The sequence below is a fragment of the Kribbella deserti genome, assembly GCF_042434725.1.
GTDB classification, from domain to species: domain Bacteria; phylum Actinomycetota; class Actinomycetes; order Propionibacteriales; family Kribbellaceae; genus Kribbella; species Kribbella deserti.
In genome coordinates, this window is record NZ_JBHLTC010000006.1 from 272,992 (window position 1) to 288,578 (window position 15,587).

Genomic DNA, 15,587 nt, shown 5'->3' on the forward strand with positions numbered 1-15,587 from the left:
ATCGGGGATGACCCTTCCGTGACCCCGGCTGCCGCCTCGGCTCGGGGTTGACCCTGGGTGCAACCCTGACCCCGTGTGCGCGCGGTTGAGGTGCCGCTCCGGGAGTGCCCGCTGGTTTCGGCCCGTCCGGCGTGTGACGATCGTGGTGATGACACAGCCAGCCCACGCCGCCGCCGCGCCGTCGGAGGACCCCAGCGGTCCCGCCGCCGCGCCGGACGCGCCCCGTACGCCGCCGGTGGAGGACCCGCCGGCGGTTCGGCGCGCGTACCGCCGGAGCTACGACCGCTACATCGGCGGCGTCGCGGGCGGGGTAGCGGACCACCTCGGCATCTCGGCGCACTCGGTCCGGCTGACGTTTGTGCTGGTCACGATCTTCGGCGGTTTCGGCGTGCTGATCTACGCGACGCTGTGGTTCCTGATGCCGCTGGCACCGACCGGCCCGGCTCCGGCCGCGCCCGGTCTGGACGCGGCGACCAAGTTCGGCCTGCGCACGGAACAGCCGAAGCCGAGCGGCCCGGACCCGAGTGCCAAGACCAGCAATCGCGGCCAGCCCGCCGCCATGATCATCTTCGGTGCCGGGCTGCTCCTGCTGCTGCAGGTGATGGGCCTCGGTGTCGCCGGCAAGCTCTTCTGGCCGATGGTGATCGCCGGTACCGGCCTTGCGCTGATCTGGCGGCAGGCCGACGAGAATCAGCGCAACGAGTGGTCGAAGGTCTATCCGCGCGTGCCGTTCCTCGGTCTGCTGGTCGGCAAGCGGGGATTCGGCCCGATCATGCGGCTGACGGTCGGCATGCTGCTGATCGCGGGCGCCGTCACGCTGTACCTGGTTCAGGTCGGCAAGCTGTCCATGCTCGGCGACGTACTGGTCGCGCTGCTGCTGGCCATCGTCGGTGTCGGCCTGATCGCCGGCCCGTGGATCCACGGGCTGAGCCGCGACCTGACCCGGGAACGCAGCGAGCGGATCCGGACCCAGGAGCGAGCCGACATGGCCGCGCACCTGCACGACTCCGTGCTGCAGACGCTCGCGCTGATCCAGAAGCAGGCCCACGACCCGAAGGCCGTCGCCCGGTTGGCCCGGGCCCAGGAGCGGGACCTGCGCTCCTGGCTGTACGACGAGACCGACGATGACGACAAGACCCTGGCGGCCGCGGTGAAACGCGCCGCGGCCGAGGTCGAGGACGCGCACGGCCTGCCGATCGAGGTGGTCACGGTCGGGGACTGCGATCTGACCGAGGGCCTGTCGTCGATGGTGCGGGCGGCGCGCGAGTCGATGGTGAACGCCGGTAAGCACTCCGGCGCGGACAAGATCGACGTGTTCGTCGAGGTGGACGGCGACCGGGCGGAGATCTTCGTTCGCGATCGCGGCAAGGGATTCGACCCCGACCAGGTGCCGGAAGACCGGCTCGGGTTGCGGCACAGTGTGATGGGCCGGATGGAACGGCATGGCGGCCGCGCTACCGTGCGGTCGAATCCGGACACGGGAACCGAAGTACGACTGGAGATGGACAGATGAGCGGCGTGCAGAGGCGGGTCGTCGTGGTCGACGATCACGACATGTTCCGGGCCGGTGTGCGCAGCGAGATCGGCGCCTCGGTCGACATCGTGGGCGAGGGCGCCGACGTGGACTCGGCGGTGAAGGCGATCGTGGCGGGCGAGCCCGACGTCGTACTGCTGGACGTGCACCTGCCCGGCGGTGGTGGTACCGAGGTGATGAAGCAGGTCCACCAGCGTCATCCCGAGGTCAAGTTCCTCGCGCTGTCGGTATCCGACGCCGCCGAGGACGTGATCGGCGTGATCCGGGCCGGCGCCCGCGGTTACGTCACCAAGAACATCAGCGGTACCGAACTGGTGGACGCCATCGGCCGGGTCGCCGACGGGGACGCGGTCTTCTCACCCCGGCTGGCCGGTTTCGTTCTGGACGCGTTCTCCGGCGCGATCGACATCGCGGCGGTCGACGAGGACCTGGACCGGTTGTCCCAGCGCGAGCGCGAGGTGCTTCGCCTGATCGCGCGTGGTTACGCCTACAAGGAGGTCGCGCGCGAGCTGTTCATCTCGGTGAAAACGGTCGAGACCCACGTCTCCAGCGTGCTGCGCAAACTCCAGCTCTCCAACCGCCACGAACTGACCCGCTGGGCCACCGACCGCCGCCTGGTCTGACGCGGCGTGTCGGCGTTCATCGGACCCTTGTGACGCGGCGTGTCGGCGTTCATCGGACTCTTCTGACCATCAGAACGTCCGCAGGCTTTGCGCTGTACGGCAAAGCCCGCGGACGTTTTCGCGGTGCTAGCGGGTGGTCGAGGTGTACGGCAAGAGGGCCATTTCGCGGGCGTTCTTGATCGCGCGGGCCACCTGCTTTTGCTGCTGCACGGTCAATCCGGTCACCCGGCGGGAGCGGATCTTGCCGCGGTCGGAGATGAACTTCCGCAGCAACGCGGTGTCCTTGTAGTCGACGTACTCGATGCCGTCGCGGATCAGGGGATTCGCCTTCGGCTTGCGGGGGCCGGACTTGCGGCCGCCATCCGGCGGGGTGCGTCGTGCCACGGTTCGAACCTCTCAGGAGAGTACGGCGGGCCCGGCGAATTCGTCGTACCAGGCGGGCGAGTACGGCGAACCAGCCGTGGCGGTACGCCGTACGGGCTGTTGGTGTTGAAAGTCGTTTTCATCTAGCATCGGTGATCGGTACCCGAACAGGCAAGTCGAGGGAGATCGCTGTGGCCGTTCCGAAGCGCAAGATGTCGCGTTCCAACACCCGCAAACGCCGGGCCCAGTGGAAGGCGGCGCCGGTCGATCTGGTTCCGATCACCGTCGACGGCAAGCAGATCCGGGTGCCGCGCGCGCTGGTCCGGGCCTACCAGCGCGGTCTGATCAGCTGAAGCCGCAGGGGTGGCGAAGTTACGCCCTGGCACAGATTCGCCACCCCGACAGGAGCGCCAGGGCCTTTGCTGCTGAGATACCGTCGACTCTCATGGAGCGCAACCTCACAGCCGAACAGCTTGAACTCTTCGAGAAAGAGTTCGCGGCCCAGCCCTCGTATCGGGTGATGCAGAACGCCGTCACGCAGACGCCCGTGAACGAGATCGCCCTCGATCGCCGGGTCGTCACCGGTCTCGACCATTCGGTGTCGAACCTGCTGGACGACTGGAAGGTCACCAACCAGAAGAAGAGCGGCCGTTGCTGGCTGTTCGCCGGACTGAACCTGCTGCGGACCGGCGCGGCGAAGAAGCTGAACGTCAAGGACTTCGAGTTCTCGCAGAACTACCTGCTGTTCTGGGACAAGTTCGAACGTTCGAACTTCTTCCTGGAGGCGGCGCTGGAGACCTCCGACCGCGACGTCGATGACCGGACCGTGGCGCATCTGCTGTCCGACCCGATCGGTGACGGCGGCCAGTGGAACATGTTCATCGCGCTGGTGCGCAAGCACGGCCTGGTTCCGAAGACCGCGATGCCGGAGACGGAGAGCTCGTCCTGCACCGCCGCGATGAACGAGACTCTGCGCAAGGTGCTGCGCCAAGGCGCGCGCGATCTGCGCAAGCTCGCCGGCGACGCCGAGGCGCAGCGCACGCGCAAGCAGGAGGTGCTGACGGTTGTGCACCGCGTGCTGAGCATCCACCTGGGTACGCCGCCGCAGAAGTTCCTGTGGCAGTGGAAGGACGTGGACAAGGGCTTCCACCGCGACGGCTGGTTGACGCCGGCCGAGTTCGCCGCCAAGTACGTGACGGTTCCGCTGGAGGACTACGTCTGCGTGGTGCACGACCCGCGCGAGTCGAGCCCGGCCGGCCGGACCTTCACCGTGGAGTACCTGGGCAACGTCATCGACGCGCCGCCGGTGGTCTACCTGAACGTCGAGATGGACCTGATCAAGCAGCTGGCGATGGACGCGATCGTCGGTGGTGAGCCGGTCTGGTTCGGTTGTGACGTCGGCAAGCAGATGTCGTCCGAGCTCGGTTACTGGGACGCGGCGCTGTTCGACTACGAGTCCGTGTACGACACCAAGTTCGACCTGGACAAGGCCGAGCGACTGCTGCACCACGAAACGCTGATGACGCACGCGATGCTGTTCACCGGCGTGGACGTGGTCGACGGCGCGCCGCGGCGCTGGCGGGTCGAGAACAGCTGGGGTGACGAGAAGGCCGACAGCGGTTTCTGGACCATGAACGACTCGTGGTTCGGTGAGCACGTGTTCGAGATCGCGGTTCGGCGTTCGGCGCTGCCGGCCGAGTTGCAGGCCCGTCTCGACGACGAGCCGATCGTGCTGCCCGCGTGGGACCCGATGGGCGCTCTCGCGGACTGAAGTTGTCAAAAGCAAGGGCACCTTGGGCTGATGTCCAAGGTGCCCCTGCTTTGGAATGCCTTGTATTACAAGGGCCGCGCGGAGAATGCCTTGATTACAGGGCCGCGCGGATCAGGGCGGTGGTCTCGTCCGGGCGTTCCAGGGCCGCGAGGTGGCCCGCCCAGGGCAGGGTGACCAGCTCGGCGTTCGGCAGAGCCCCGGCCAGGAACTTCGTGGTGTCGTGGAAGAACTCGAGGTCGTGCGCGCCGTCGTACACCGTGACGGGCACGGTGATGCGCTCAGGCTGCACCTCGTAGTCCGCGTTCTCGATGTCGTCCCCGGCGGCGATCTGGACTCGGAACGCGTGCGCCTGCATTTCGGTCACCAGCGCCCGGGCGTCCTCGCCGGCCTCCGGGCCGAGCCACGTCCGTACGTTGAGCTCGGTGGCGCCGTCGATGTCCCCAGCCTCGAGCAGTGCGTTCTCCTGGCCGGCGAAGGCCCGGAGATCGTCAGTCGCGTCCACCCCGTCTAGAGGGGGCGAGAAGAGCACGAGCCGGTTGAACCGCTCGGGCTTGTGGCTAGCGGCTTGCAGTGCCACGTTCGCGCCGTACGACGCTGCGACGGCGGTGACGGTTTCGAGGCCTAGCGCGTCCAGGACGGCCAGTACGTCGTCCGCGTCGGAGTACTTCGTTCCTGGCGGGAGAGGCGTTTCGCCGTACCCGCGAAGGTCCAGCGTCACCACCTGGTGGTCCTTGGCCAGGTCGTCCCGCTGGGCGGCCCACATGCGGGAATCGCCGACGCCCGCGTGAACGAACAGCAGGGCGGGCCCGGTGCCTTGGACCTGGTGGAAAATCGTCATACACATACCTCTTGGAAGTTGATCATGCCCGGGAGCATGGCTTGTCCGGCGCTGGAGCGGCAACCGGTTATTGTTCTCGGCATTGTTCTAGTACGATACGAACTATGTTGCTGAAGGTGGACCTGACGGCCAAGGAACCGCTGGCCGACCAGATCGCCGGCCAGGTCCGGGCGGCGGTCGCGTCCGGCGCGGTCAAAAGCGGCGATCGGTTACCGCCGGCCCGGGAACTCGCGTCGGGCCTCGGCGTCAACATGCACACGGTACTGCGGGCCTACGCCGCACTTCGCGACGAGGGCTTGATCGAGCTACGCCGTGGCCGGGGTGCCACTGTCAGTCACAACGCCAGTCCTGCCTCCGGCCGGATGGCGGAGCTGGTTCGCGAACTGCTGGCGGAGGGCCGCCGGCTGGGGATGTCGGCCGAGGAAGTCGCCGACCTGTTGAGGAGGACGTCATGATGCGAAAGGTTCTGGCACTGGCGGTGATCTGCCTGCCGGTGCTCGCGGTAGGTCTGGTCCTGCTCACGGCGGATCTCCCTGACCCGCTGCCGAGCCACTGGAACGCCCGCGGCAAGGCTGACCGCACGATGGGCCTGACGGCCTTCACCGTGCTCAACCTGGCCGTGACGGCTGGAGCCACCGCTGCCGCGTTCGGCTTCGCCCGGGTGGAATCGGCCCGCTGGAGCATCACCGCCTGCGCCTTCGCGGCGTACCTGATGGGATCCCTCGCAGTCCTCACAGCCTTTGTAGCGGGCGGTTTCGGCGACAGAGCCGGTACCGACCTGCCGTGGCTGGGCCTACTTATCGCTCTAGTAGTCGCCTTTGCCGGGCCCGCGCTGGTCCGCCTGCTCTGGCCGGTTCCAGTCCGCAGCGACGACGCGGAGCCGGACGCGGACCTGCCACGGCTCGACCTCGCGCCGGGCGAACGCGCCGTCTACGTGACGGAGATCCGCTCCCGCGGTTTCGCCGCCCTGGCGATCAGCTGTGCGGTCATCGGACTGATCCTCGTACTCGCGGTGGACGCCTTCATCGGGATCTGCGTGCTGGCGGTGACGGTCGCGGGCGCGGTCCTGCAACGAGCCACCCTGCGCGTCGACGCAAACGGCCTGCGTGTGGTCTTCGGCCCCGGCGTACGCATCAACATCCCGCTCGCCGAGATCCGCCAAGCCGGCGTCGAGCAGATCAACCCGATGCAGTGGGGCGGCTGGGGCTATCGCGTAACTCCAGGTAAGCGCGGCCTCATCCTGCGAAGCGGCCCAGGCCTAGTCCTCGACCTCACCAACAACACCCGCTTCGCCATCACCCTGGACACCCCCGAACCCCCCGCCGCCCTCCTGAACACCCTCCTAACCCCCCACTAACAGCCTGCGCGGCGTGTCGCATACCGTTCATCGGACCCTTGTTACCCGGCGTGTCGCCCATCATCGGACCCTTCTGACCCACCGGATGACGCCCCCACCGTAGGCATTCATTCGCCGGAAGCCGTGCTCCTCGTAGGCGGACCTGCATCGGCCCACCGTGGCTGTCGGACCCGGCGTTCTGCGTCCGACCGTCGCGGGAGGTTTCTCACGGTCGGACCCGAAATTCCGCGTCCGACCGTCGGGAAGTTTTTGACGGGATCCTAGGCGGATTGTGGCGAATGAATGCCGAATTGGTCGGTTAGAGGCGGATTATGGTGAAGGGTTCGGCTAGGCGGCCGGTGGGGAGGGCGGCGGCTTGGGCGTTGGTGGTCAGCCATTCGCGGATCATGGTTTCGATCTGGGCGGGATCGGCGTGCTGGCTTTCGTGGGAGAGCAGGGCCGCGAGTTTGGCGTCGAAGGTTTCGGTGATGTCGACGTAGTGGTTCTTCTCCGGGTGTTCCATCATCCAGAGCTCGTCGACGGTCCACGCCTCTTCGGCCAGTTCGGGAAACGCGAAGGGATTGCCCGCGGCCGGGAAGAACGCGCGCGCGGTGGCTTCGGCCGTGGCCAGGTGGTCCGGGTGCGAGGTGGCCAGGCGGGACCAGTTGCGCTCGGGGGATTGGCCGAGCAGGCGGTGCGGGCGGACCTGGCGGATCACCTGCACGATGTCGCGGACCAGCTCGTACGACGGTTCCAGCCGGCCGTCGACGTACCCGAGGAACCGGAGGTCCCGGACGCCGACGTGGGCGGCCGCCGTGGTCTGCTCGGCCCGTCGTACGGCGGGCATCTCGGCGCGATCGCGGTCCGGCTCGAAACCGCCCGCCTGGCCGTCGGTGACGATGCAGTAGGTCACCTCGATCCCGGCGCGGGTCCAGGTCGCGACGGTGCCGGCGCCGCCGAAATCGAGGTCGTCGGGGTGCGCGACGATGGCCAGGACACGCTCGATCTCGGTGTCGGGACGGGGGTTCGCGATCGGGATCGTCATCCGAGCATTGTGGACGATAACGGTTCTGTCGGTGGGAGCACCTAGGCTATTGAGTGATGACCACGCTCTTCTCTCCAGACGAACTCCCGATCCCGCTCGAGACGCCGCCGGCGCTGCGCAAGGTGGGCCCCGAAGAGCTGCTCGACGGGCTGAACCCGCAGCAGCGGGCCGCCGTCGTGCACGCGGGCAAGCCGCTGCTGGTGGTGGCCGGTGCCGGCTCGGGCAAGACCCGCGTGCTGACCCGGCGGATCGCCTATCTGCTGGCCGCGCGGGAGGCCCATCCGGGATCGATCCTGGCGATCACGTTCACCAACAAGGCCGCGGCCGAGATGCGTGAACGGGTCACCGAGCTGGTCGGCAACCGCGCGAAGCTGATGTGGGTCTCGACTTTCCACTCCTCGTGCGTGCGGATCCTGCGCCGCGACATCAAGCGGTTCGGGATCAGCTCGACGTTCTCCATCTACGACGACACCGACTCCAAGCGGCTGATGACGCTGGTCTGCCGCGATCTGGATCTGGACGTCAAACGCTATGCGCCACGCGCCGTACTGAACTGGATCTCCACCCAGAAGAACGAGCTGATCGACTACGAGGCGGCCGCCTCGAAGGCGTCGAACCACCTCGAAGAGACGTATGCCGAGTGCTACAAGACGTATCAGGAGCGCCTGGCCCAGGCGAACGCGCTGGACTTCGACGACCTGCTGATGACCACGGTCAATCTGCTGCAGGCCTTTCCCGAGGTCCGGGAGTACTACCGGCGCAGGTTCCGCCACGTGCTCGTCGACGAGTACCAAGACACCAACCACGCGCAGTACACGTTGATCCGCGAGCTCTGCGCCGACTTCGAACCAGGCCCGAATGATGGCCCGATGGCGCCGCCGGCCGAGCTGATGGTGGTGGGCGACGCGGACCAGTCGATCTACGCCTTCCGGGGCGCGACGATCCGCAACATCCTCGCGTTCGAAGAGGACTTCACCAACGCCGAGACGATCCTGCTCGAGCAGAACTACCGCTCCACGCAGAACATTCTCACCGCGGCGAACGCCGTCATCAGCCGCAACGAGGGCCGCAAGGCGAAGAACCTGTGGTCCGATTCCGGCCCCGGCGAGCAGATCGCGGTGTATGTCGCGGACAACGAGCACGACGAGGCACAGTTCGTCGCGGACGAGATCGACCGGCTCACCGACGCGGGTGACGCCAAACCGATGGACGTGGCCGTCTTCTACCGGACGAACGCGCAGTCCCGGGTGTTCGAAGAGGTCTTCATCCGGACCGGCCTGCCGTACAAGGTTGTCGGTGGCGTGCGCTTCTACGAGCGCAAGGAGGTCCGCGACGCGCTGGCCTACCTGCGCGTGCTGGTCAATCCCGAGGACACGGTCTCGCTCCGGCGCATTCTGAACGTACCCAAGCGCGGTATCGGCGATCGGGCCGAGGCGTCGATCGAGGCCCTCGCGCAGCGCGAGCGGATCTCGTTCTCCCAGGCGTTGCGCAAGGCCGAGGACGCTCCGGGCATCGCGAGTCGCTCGCTGAACTCGATCACCTCGTTCCTGGACATTCTCGACGAGCTGCAGGCCATGGTCGACTCGGGCGCTCCGCCGGACGACATCCTGGACGTCGCGTTGCACCGCTCGGGCTATCACGACGAGCTGGAGAAATCGACGGACCCGCAGGACGAGACCCGCCTGGAGAACCTGGCCGAGTTCGTCGCGGTGGCCCGGGAATTCGTCGAGGAGGCCGGCGCCGCAGGCGAACCAGCCGACCTGCAGGCCTTCCTCGAGCGGGTGGCCCTGGTCGCGGACGCCGACTCGATCCCGGACAAGGGCGACGACGGTGGCGTGGTCACGCTGATGACCCTGCATACGGCGAAGGGCCTCGAATTCCCGGTCGTCTTCCTGACCGGGATGGAGGACGGCGTCTTCCCGCACTCACGTTCGCTCAACGACATGAAGGAGCTCGAGGAGGAGCGTCGGCTCGCCTACGTCGGTATCACCCGGGCGCGCCAGCGGTTGCACCTGTCACGAGCGGCGGTCCGCAGCGCGTACGGCGCACCCCAGCACAATCCGCCATCGCGTTTCCTGGACGAGATCCCGGCCGAGCTGCTCGACTGGCGCCGCGACGAGTCCGCGATCACCCGCTGGTCCGGGACGGGTACGTCGTCCGGTGGTTCCGGTGGTGGCGGTTTCACCAGCCGGTTCGAGGCCCCGCGTCGTACCGGGGGAGCGGGCGACAAGCCCGTCATCAGCCTCAAACCGGGCGATCGCGTCGTGCACGACAGCTTCGGTATGGGCAGCGTGGTGGTCGTTCGTGGCGAGGGCCAGCAGGCGCAGGCCGATATCGACTTCGGCTCCGAAGGGGTGAAGCGGCTCCTGCTGCGTTACGCGCCGGTAGAGAAGATCTGACCGCCGTCGCGCAAGGCCTAGGCAAAGAAATCCAGCCAAAACGTTGCACAATGTCTGGATATTGAGACAATCAGGGCTTCGAACCTCCCGTACGAAGGTGTGCCGATGACACAACAGCAACGGCGGATCATCCTGGCGGGGGCGAATCCGGGGCTCAGGCTGTTCGATGCCGATGGCCAGGTGGTCGCGTTCGCCTCGATCTGGACGGTCGACTGGTCCATCCGCGGCGCTGGTACGGCGATCGTGCTCTGGTACGACGGCCAGGTCCGGGTGATCGCCGAAGACGTCGACCTGGCCGCGTGGCTGGAGGGCTACTTCGTCCGGTCGTTCCTCGAAGTCCAGGGGCTGGATTGGCCCGAGCCGGTGATCGAGCGCGACCTGGTCCAGGTCTCGATGAACCTGGCCGACGGGTTGAGCGCAAAAGCCGCGGATATCCAGATCGAGATGTCCGGCGTGCTCGACCGTCGTACCTTCGCCACCGACAACTTCCGCCTCGACGGCATCGACCACAGCCTCAGCCTGGTCATCGCCCCGGTGCGCGCGGCCCGCCTGACCATCGGCGGCGAAACCATTCCAGGCTTCGTCCAGGTGGACGGCACCCCCGAGCGCCCCTCCTCCTCAGCCTTCCTGACCACCGCCGAAGTCTGGCGCCGCTAACCCCCGTCCGCCCTACTCGCGAGTGGACGCGTCATAACGCGACCACTCGCGGTTACACGCGCGACCACTCGCGCAACCACGCGCGACCACTCGCGTGACCACTCGCGGTCGGAGTGTGCGTGGGGCGGAGGTTGTTAGGGCGGGGGAGGTAGGGCGTTGCGGAGGCGGATGGCGCTGTGGGGGAGGGTGCTGGCGGTGACGGCGGACCAGAACGGGTGCAAGTTTGGTAGCACCCGGAGTTGGATACCCGCCTGGGCATGGAGGGTGAAGAGATCGGGAACGCGCTCGGGCGGCCCGAGAGGCAGGATCTCCTCGGCAGTGGAGACCACGGCGGCGTCGTACGGCGTGAAGGTTTCGGCCGGCAGGCGGTAGGCGTACAGCTCGACGGTTCGCATCGCCTCGAGCCAGCCGTACTCGATCGCGTGCACGCGGGTCTCCCCGGGGCCGATCAGGCGCAGGCGGTCGTTCTCAGTACTGGCGGGGCCTACCCAGGCCAGCGCGCGCGGGCATTGCCGCGGAAACCAGTAGTCGGGGGCACGGTCGGCATCGACGGCCCACACGTAAGGAGTTGCCAGCGGCGTCGCGCGTACGGCGACGACGCGCGGGCTGAACCGGGTGATGCCCGGGTCTTCGGAGAAGTGCAGCACTTCTCCGGGAGCAGGACGCATGCGCGGCAGTCTAGGTTGACCGCCAGCGGGTGTCCGGGAGAATTACGGGTTCAGGCCGTGCTTGCGCAGCCAGGGCAGCGGGTTGATCGGGCTCTCGCCGTCCGGCATCACCTCGAAGTGCAGGTGCGGGCCGGTGCTGTTACCGGTGGAACCGACCTCGCCGAGCTTGTCGCCGGCGTAGACCAGGTCACCGACCGAAACCGAGAAGCTGCTCATGTGGCTGTACGAGGTGACGGTGCCGTCCTTGTGCCGGACCTTCACCTGGTTGCCGTAGGCGCCGGCGTACTCGGCCTGGATGACCTCGCCCTTCATGACGGCGCCGATCCGCGTGCCCTGGTCGGCGGCGAAGTCGCAGCCGGTGTGGTTTCGGGACCACCGCTTGCCACCTTGGCCGAACGTCGCCGTGATCCGGTAACCGGTCAGCATCATCTCGGCGCGAGTGGCGGACTGCAGCTTGAGCAGTTCGGCCTTCTCGGCGGCGGCCTTGGCCCGGGCGAGGGCGGCGGCGCGGGTCTGCGTGACCTTGCGGTAGGCGTTGAGCTTGGCGGCGCGGGCCTTGGCGGTCCGGTCGGCGGCGGCCTGCTTCTTGACCTGAGTGGTCTGGGTGAGCTGGACGCGGGAGGAGTCCCGGGTCGCGAGCTGACGGCGCTCGATCCGGGCAGTTGTGACGGCGGAGAGCTCGGCCTTGCCCATGGTGGCGTTCAGCGCGGCGATGTTCACCGCGGAGTTGGCCTGCGTGGGTGAGGCGAGGGAGCTGTGGCTGAAGCCGACCGCTCCGGCCGCGGCGGCGAGCGCTGCGGTCAAACCGACGATCTGGGAACTAGCGGGGGTGGTACGCCGGGCTACACGATGCTTTGCACTGTGACGCGCTGACGCGTTGGGTTTACGCGCAGCGTTGCCTGGCGTGACGCGATTGCTCGCGGCACGGTGCTGGGACACAACGTGGCCTTTCGGTCACAGGGGAGGGGCACTGTCCGCTCCCGGATTCCCGGGGGCTCAAGCACCATAACGGATGGGTCACGAGGCTACAAACCCCGTCCAGGAATATTTTCGTTTCCTTTGCGGTTCGCTTCTGTTCAGGCCACCGCGCCGGCCTCGTCCAGATGGGACAGCGCACCCGAGATCTGGTGCACCACCTGACCGTCGAACGGGAGTGAGAGGTGCCCCACTCCGTTGATGCGCACATTACGCGCGGCGAGGTCGGGATGGTTGATTCTCGCCCGGCGTTGCGGAACTATCAGCTGGTCTACATCGCTGTAGAACGCGAGGAAGCGGGTTTTGCAGCCTGGCGCGGGCTCGTCGAGCTCCGCCATCAGCTCACTGTCGGGGCGTAGTTGCTTCACCAAAGGCCACGGCAGCAGCCGGGCCGCCTGGGTTCCCTGGTGTGGCGTGCCGAGCGTGACGCAGGTGTGCACCCGTTCGTCCCCGCCCAGCCGCTGGACGTAGTACCGGGCGATCAGTCCGCCGAGGCTGTGCCCGATGACGTGGATGCGCTCGTACCCGGCTTCGTCGCACAGCGCCTCGATCTCGGCGCCCATCCGTTCGGCGGTGGCGCGTACGTCGAGGGTGAGCGGGGAGTACGAGAACGTGCGCAGGCGGCTGAACCCCCGACGCTGCAAGTTGCGCCGCATCAGGGCGAACACGGTGTGGTTGTCGACGATGCCGTGGGCCAGCAGGATCGGCGTGGCGGCCGCCTCGACGTCGTTGATCAGCAGGCCGCGCTGGGCCGGGGTCAGGCCGGCCAGGTTCAACCGGTCCGCGCGATGCTCCGCGACGCCGACCAGGCCGAGCGGATACATGGCCAAGTGGGTGGTGAACCAGCCAAGCTCGATCGCGGCACCTTGCAGTACGCGCGGCGACAGGGCGGAGCGGGCGCCGTACTTCAAACCTTCGAGGGCTTCCCGGAGACCGCTCCGGATCACCTCGTCTGCCTCTGGGGCCATGGGCGGCTCCTCACTCATCGAACCCCCCGCGTACTGGTCCGATCTCTTTCGACGGTAACCGATTTCTGGTCCACGTGTGGGCGAACACACGCCTGAGTGTCTTATCTGCAACCGGCTGCTCGGATAGCCTGCGGCCAGGAGCCGGGGCGCAACGATGCGCCCATGGCGCTGGACTATGCGGAGGCCTCACATGCCAGCCACGAGCCCGTTGCGGGTGGTCGTCGCCAAGCCTGGACTCGACGGCCATGACCGGGGTGCCAAGGTAGTCGCGCGAGCGCTGCGCGACGCCGGGATGGAGGTCGTCTACACCGGCCTGCACCAGACTCCGGAGCAGATCGTGGAGACGGCCATCGCCGAGGACGCGGACGCGATCGGCCTGTCGGTGCTCTCGGGCGCCCACATGACCCTGTTCAAGAAGGTCCGAGAGTTGCTGATCGCCCGCGAGGCCGACGACATCGTCGTATTCGGCGGCGGCATCATTCCCGAGGCAGATCTGGAGCCGCTGGCCGAGCTGGGCGTGCACAAGATCTTCACCCCTGGCGCGACCACGACCGAGATCGTCGAGTGGGTCCGCGAGAACGTCGGCGACGCCTCCGCGGCCGACCACACGTCCGGCGACACCGCCGACGCCGCGCCGGTGCAGTAGACAGCGCGAAACGCGCGCGCCGGTGAAGTAAGCGGCGCGAAACGCGCCGGTAGTAGGCGGCCGGATCGGCCGATCTGGCGTCGGTGAAGTGGACGGCGAACGCCGCCGCAACCCGCCGACGCCACCGGCTCAACCCACCGACGCGACCGGCTCAACCCGCCGACGTTACCGCTTCCAGCCGATCGAGCTGGACCGCTGTCCTGAAAGTGACAGTTACCCACGGGTAATACCGAATCGTTAGCCCCTGACTGGTTGTGCGCCGTGCCGAATCGCGGTCGCATACAGCCATGCGCGTCCGTTCGCGATCGCGATTTCCGGGTACGCGTGTGGCTCAGGACACGTTGCCCCGGATCTCGGTTACTGTCCGGACAGAGCCACTCGCGGCCGGGGACCGTGCGTGAGCGCGCGCAAAAGACAGAGTTGTCTTATCTGAAGAGGGCAGGTGCACGATGAGGTTTGAACGATCACAGTCCCGCAGAGCAGCCGTTGTCGCGATGAGCGTCAGCATGGTTCTGCTCGCGTCAGCCTGTGGCAGCGACGACGGGGGTGGCGGGTCGGGCAGCGACAGCACCGCCCTCGAAGGACGCGGCCCGATCACCTTTGCCACCGGCAAGGACACCTCCGGGAACCTGAAGAACCAGGTGGACGCGTGGAACGCGGAACACCCGGACGAAAAGGTCGAGGTCAAGGAACTGCCGGAGTCGGCGGACCAGCAGCGCGCGCAGATGATTCAGAACGCGCAGAGCAAGTCCGACGCCTACAGCGTGCTCAACCTGGACGTCGTGTGGACGGCAGAGTTCGCCGCGAACCGCTGGGTCGTCGAGCTGCCGCCGGACCAGTTCCCGGATCTGGACAAGTTGATCCCGGCAACGGTCGACACCGGCAAGTACCGCGACAAGCTGTACGCCGTACCGGTGACGTCCGATGGTGGTTTGCTCTACTACCGCAAGGATCTGCTCGACAAGGCTGGCGCGCAGCCGCCGAAGACGTGGGACGAGATGACCGCGGCGTGCCTGAAGGTCCAGGCGTTGCCGGAGGCCAAGGGCATGAGTTGCTACGCCGGCCAGTTCGAGAAGTACGAAGGCCTGACGGTGAACTTCTCCGAGGCCGTGAACTCCGCGGGCGGTGTGGTCGTCGGTGAGGACGGTAAGCCGAATGTCGACACCCCGGAGGCCCTCGCGGGTCTGACGCAGCTGGTGAACGGCTTCAAGTCGAAGGCCATCCCCAGCGCCGCGATCACCTACAAGGAAGAGGAAGGCCGTCGCGCCTTCCAGGAGGGCAAGCTGCTCTTCCACCGCAACTGGCCGTATGTCTACGCCCTCGCGGGTAAGACCGACGGTTCGTCGAAGATCGCCGGCAAGTTCGCGGTAGCGCCGCTGCCGGGCAAGGACGGCCCCGGTGTCTCGACGCTGGGTGGCCACAACTACGCCATCAGCGCCTTCACCAAGAACAAGGCGACCGCCGCGGACTTCATCAAGTTCATGTCCAGCGAAGAGCGTCAGAAGGCCAACGTCGAGAAGACCTCGCAGGCGCCGACCTGGGCCGCGCTGTACGAGGACGCCGACCTGCAGAAGCAGTTCCCGTACCTCGCTCCGCTGAAGGCGTCGATCGACTCGGCGAAGTCGCGGCCGAAGGTGGTCAAGTACGGCGATGTCAGCACCGCGATTCAGGAGGCGGCGTACAACGCGCTGACCATGAAGTCCGAGCCGAAAAAGGCGCTGACGGACCTGCAGACCAAGTTGAGTTCGCTCATCACTCAGTGAT

The 15,587-nt window shown here is 67.2% G+C and carries 16 protein-coding genes; 10 read left to right on the top strand and 6 right to left on the bottom strand.

The window, feature by feature from the left end; translation table 11 throughout:
• Positions 1-148: 148 nt before the first annotated feature.
• Positions 149-1,513 (top strand): ATP-binding protein, encoded by a 1,365-nt coding sequence (locus ACFFGN_RS06710; RefSeq protein ID WP_380044445.1) that lies wholly within the window; start codon positions 149-151, stop codon positions 1,511-1,513.
• On the top strand, positions 1,510-2,157 hold the full coding sequence (locus ACFFGN_RS06715; RefSeq protein ID WP_380044446.1) for a response regulator: 648 nt from the start codon (positions 1,510-1,512) through the stop codon (positions 2,155-2,157). Before ACFFGN_RS06710 ends, ACFFGN_RS06715 begins: the two co-directional genes overlap by 4 nt.
• Before the next feature lie 126 nt (positions 2,158-2,283).
• Here ACFFGN_RS06715 and rpsR read toward each other — a convergent pair whose 3' ends face one another.
• Positions 2,284-2,475 (bottom strand): 30S ribosomal protein S18, encoded by a 192-nt coding sequence (gene rpsR / locus ACFFGN_RS06720; protein WP_446685170.1) that lies wholly within the window; start codon positions 2,473-2,475, stop codon positions 2,284-2,286.
• A gap of 236 nt (positions 2,476-2,711) precedes the next feature.
• Here rpsR and rpmF point away from each other — a divergent pair, with 236 nt between their 5' ends.
• Together rpmF and ACFFGN_RS06730 are read left to right on the top strand one after the other, a co-directional pair.
• The gene (gene rpmF / locus ACFFGN_RS06725; RefSeq protein WP_380044448.1) at positions 2,712-2,873 is read left to right on the top strand and encodes a 50S ribosomal protein L32; all 162 of its coding nucleotides are present in this window, start codon (positions 2,712-2,714) and stop codon (positions 2,871-2,873) included.
• Positions 2,874-2,965: 92 nt separating this feature from the next.
• On the top strand, positions 2,966-4,291 hold the full coding sequence (locus ACFFGN_RS06730; RefSeq protein WP_380044449.1) for a C1 family peptidase: 1,326 nt from the start codon (positions 2,966-2,968) through the stop codon (positions 4,289-4,291).
• Positions 4,292-4,385: 94 nt separating this feature from the next.
• On the opposite strand, the gene ACFFGN_RS06735 is transcribed toward ACFFGN_RS06730, so the two are convergent.
• A complete protein-coding gene (locus ACFFGN_RS06735; protein ID WP_380044450.1) occupies positions 4,386-5,129 on the bottom strand; it encodes an alpha/beta fold hydrolase in 744 nt (247 codons plus the stop codon).
• Positions 5,130-5,233: 104 nt separating this feature from the next.
• On the opposite strand from ACFFGN_RS06735, the gene ACFFGN_RS06740 reads away from it, so the two are divergent.
• Positions 5,234-5,584 carry a GntR family transcriptional regulator gene (locus ACFFGN_RS06740; protein WP_380044451.1) on the top strand — a complete coding sequence of 117 codons (351 nt, stop codon included), beginning with the start codon at positions 5,234-5,236 and terminating at the stop codon, positions 5,582-5,584.
• On the top strand, positions 5,581-6,486 hold the full coding sequence (locus ACFFGN_RS06745; RefSeq protein ID WP_380044452.1) for a DUF1648 domain-containing protein: 906 nt from the start codon (positions 5,581-5,583) through the stop codon (positions 6,484-6,486). The genes ACFFGN_RS06740 and ACFFGN_RS06745 overlap by 4 nt, the downstream gene beginning before the upstream one ends.
• Positions 6,487-6,784: 298 nt before the next feature.
• Here the strand turns inward: ACFFGN_RS06745 and ACFFGN_RS06750 are convergent, their stop codons facing one another.
• Entirely contained in the window at positions 6,785-7,510 is a 726-nt protein-coding gene (locus tag ACFFGN_RS06750; RefSeq protein WP_380044453.1) for a PIG-L deacetylase family protein, read from the bottom strand.
• A 56-nt stretch (positions 7,511-7,566) separates the two neighbouring features.
• On the opposite strand from ACFFGN_RS06750, the gene pcrA reads away from it, so the two are divergent.
• Both pcrA and ACFFGN_RS06760 read left to right on the top strand, forming a co-directional pair.
• Positions 7,567-9,909 carry a DNA helicase PcrA gene (gene pcrA, locus ACFFGN_RS06755; RefSeq protein WP_380044454.1) on the top strand — a complete coding sequence of 781 codons (2,343 nt, stop codon included), beginning with the start codon at positions 7,567-7,569 and terminating at the stop codon, positions 9,907-9,909.
• A gap of 105 nt (positions 9,910-10,014) precedes the next feature.
• Positions 10,015-10,566 (top strand): hypothetical protein, encoded by a 552-nt coding sequence (locus ACFFGN_RS06760; RefSeq protein WP_380044455.1) that lies wholly within the window; start codon positions 10,015-10,017, stop codon positions 10,564-10,566.
• Between the two features lie 134 nt (positions 10,567-10,700).
• Here the strand turns inward: ACFFGN_RS06760 and ACFFGN_RS06765 are convergent, their stop codons facing one another.
• The 3 genes from ACFFGN_RS06765 to ACFFGN_RS06775 form a co-directional block, all read right to left on the bottom strand.
• Positions 10,701-11,234: a DUF6886 family protein gene (locus tag ACFFGN_RS06765; RefSeq protein WP_380044456.1), complete on the bottom strand. Its 534-nt coding sequence runs from the start codon at positions 11,232-11,234 to the stop codon at positions 10,701-10,703.
• A 42-nt stretch (positions 11,235-11,276) separates the two neighbouring features.
• Entirely contained in the window at positions 11,277-12,038 is a 762-nt protein-coding gene (locus ACFFGN_RS06770; protein WP_380044457.1) for a M23 family metallopeptidase, read from the bottom strand.
• 272 nt (positions 12,039-12,310) lie between these two features.
• Complete coding sequence (locus tag ACFFGN_RS06775) at positions 12,311-13,177, bottom strand: lipase family alpha/beta hydrolase (protein WP_380044458.1); 867 nt, start codon at positions 13,175-13,177, stop codon at positions 12,311-12,313.
• A gap of 190 nt (positions 13,178-13,367) precedes the next feature.
• Here ACFFGN_RS06775 and ACFFGN_RS06780 point away from each other — a divergent pair, with 190 nt between their 5' ends.
• A complete protein-coding gene (locus tag ACFFGN_RS06780; RefSeq protein ID WP_380044459.1) occupies positions 13,368-13,823 on the top strand; it encodes a cobalamin B12-binding domain-containing protein in 456 nt (151 codons plus the stop codon).
• Positions 13,824-14,317: 494 nt separating this feature from the next.
• A complete protein-coding gene (locus tag ACFFGN_RS06785) occupies positions 14,318-15,586 on the top strand; it encodes an ABC transporter substrate-binding protein (RefSeq protein WP_380044460.1) in 1,269 nt (422 codons plus the stop codon).
• Position 15,587 lies beyond the last annotated feature (1 nt).

Bases quoted from the DNA above. Each gene is read 5' to 3' on its own strand.
- ACFFGN_RS06745 (WP_380044452.1), top strand. From the start codon at position 5,581: ATGATGCGAAAGGTTCTGGCACTGGCGGTGATCTGCCTGCCGGTGCTC.
- ACFFGN_RS06730 (WP_380044449.1), top strand. From the start codon at position 2,966: ATGGAGCGCAACCTCACAGCCGAACAGCTTGAACTCTTCGAGAAAGAG.
- ACFFGN_RS06765 (WP_380044456.1), bottom strand. From the start codon at position 11,234: ATGCGTCCTGCTCCCGGAGAAGTGCTGCACTTCTCCGAAGACCCGGGC.
- ACFFGN_RS06740 (WP_380044451.1), top strand. From the start codon at position 5,234: ATGTTGCTGAAGGTGGACCTGACGGCCAAGGAACCGCTGGCCGACCAG.
- ACFFGN_RS06710 (WP_380044445.1), top strand. From the start codon at position 149: ATGACACAGCCAGCCCACGCCGCCGCCGCGCCGTCGGAGGACCCCAGC.
- ACFFGN_RS06735 (WP_380044450.1), bottom strand. From the start codon at position 5,129: ATGACGATTTTCCACCAGGTCCAAGGCACCGGGCCCGCCCTGCTGTTC.
- ACFFGN_RS06775 (WP_380044458.1), bottom strand. From the start codon at position 13,177: ATGGCCCCAGAGGCAGACGAGGTGATCCGGAGCGGTCTCCGGGAAGCC.
- ACFFGN_RS06715 (WP_380044446.1), top strand. From the start codon at position 1,510: ATGAGCGGCGTGCAGAGGCGGGTCGTCGTGGTCGACGATCACGACATG.
- pcrA (WP_380044454.1), top strand. From the start codon at position 7,567: ATGACCACGCTCTTCTCTCCAGACGAACTCCCGATCCCGCTCGAGACG.
- ACFFGN_RS06780 (WP_380044459.1), top strand. From the start codon at position 13,368: ATGCCAGCCACGAGCCCGTTGCGGGTGGTCGTCGCCAAGCCTGGACTC.
- ACFFGN_RS06760 (WP_380044455.1), top strand. From the start codon at position 10,015: ATGACACAACAGCAACGGCGGATCATCCTGGCGGGGGCGAATCCGGGG.
- ACFFGN_RS06750 (WP_380044453.1), bottom strand. From the start codon at position 7,510: ATGACGATCCCGATCGCGAACCCCCGTCCCGACACCGAGATCGAGCGT.
- ACFFGN_RS06785 (WP_380044460.1), top strand. From the start codon at position 14,318: ATGAGCGTCAGCATGGTTCTGCTCGCGTCAGCCTGTGGCAGCGACGAC.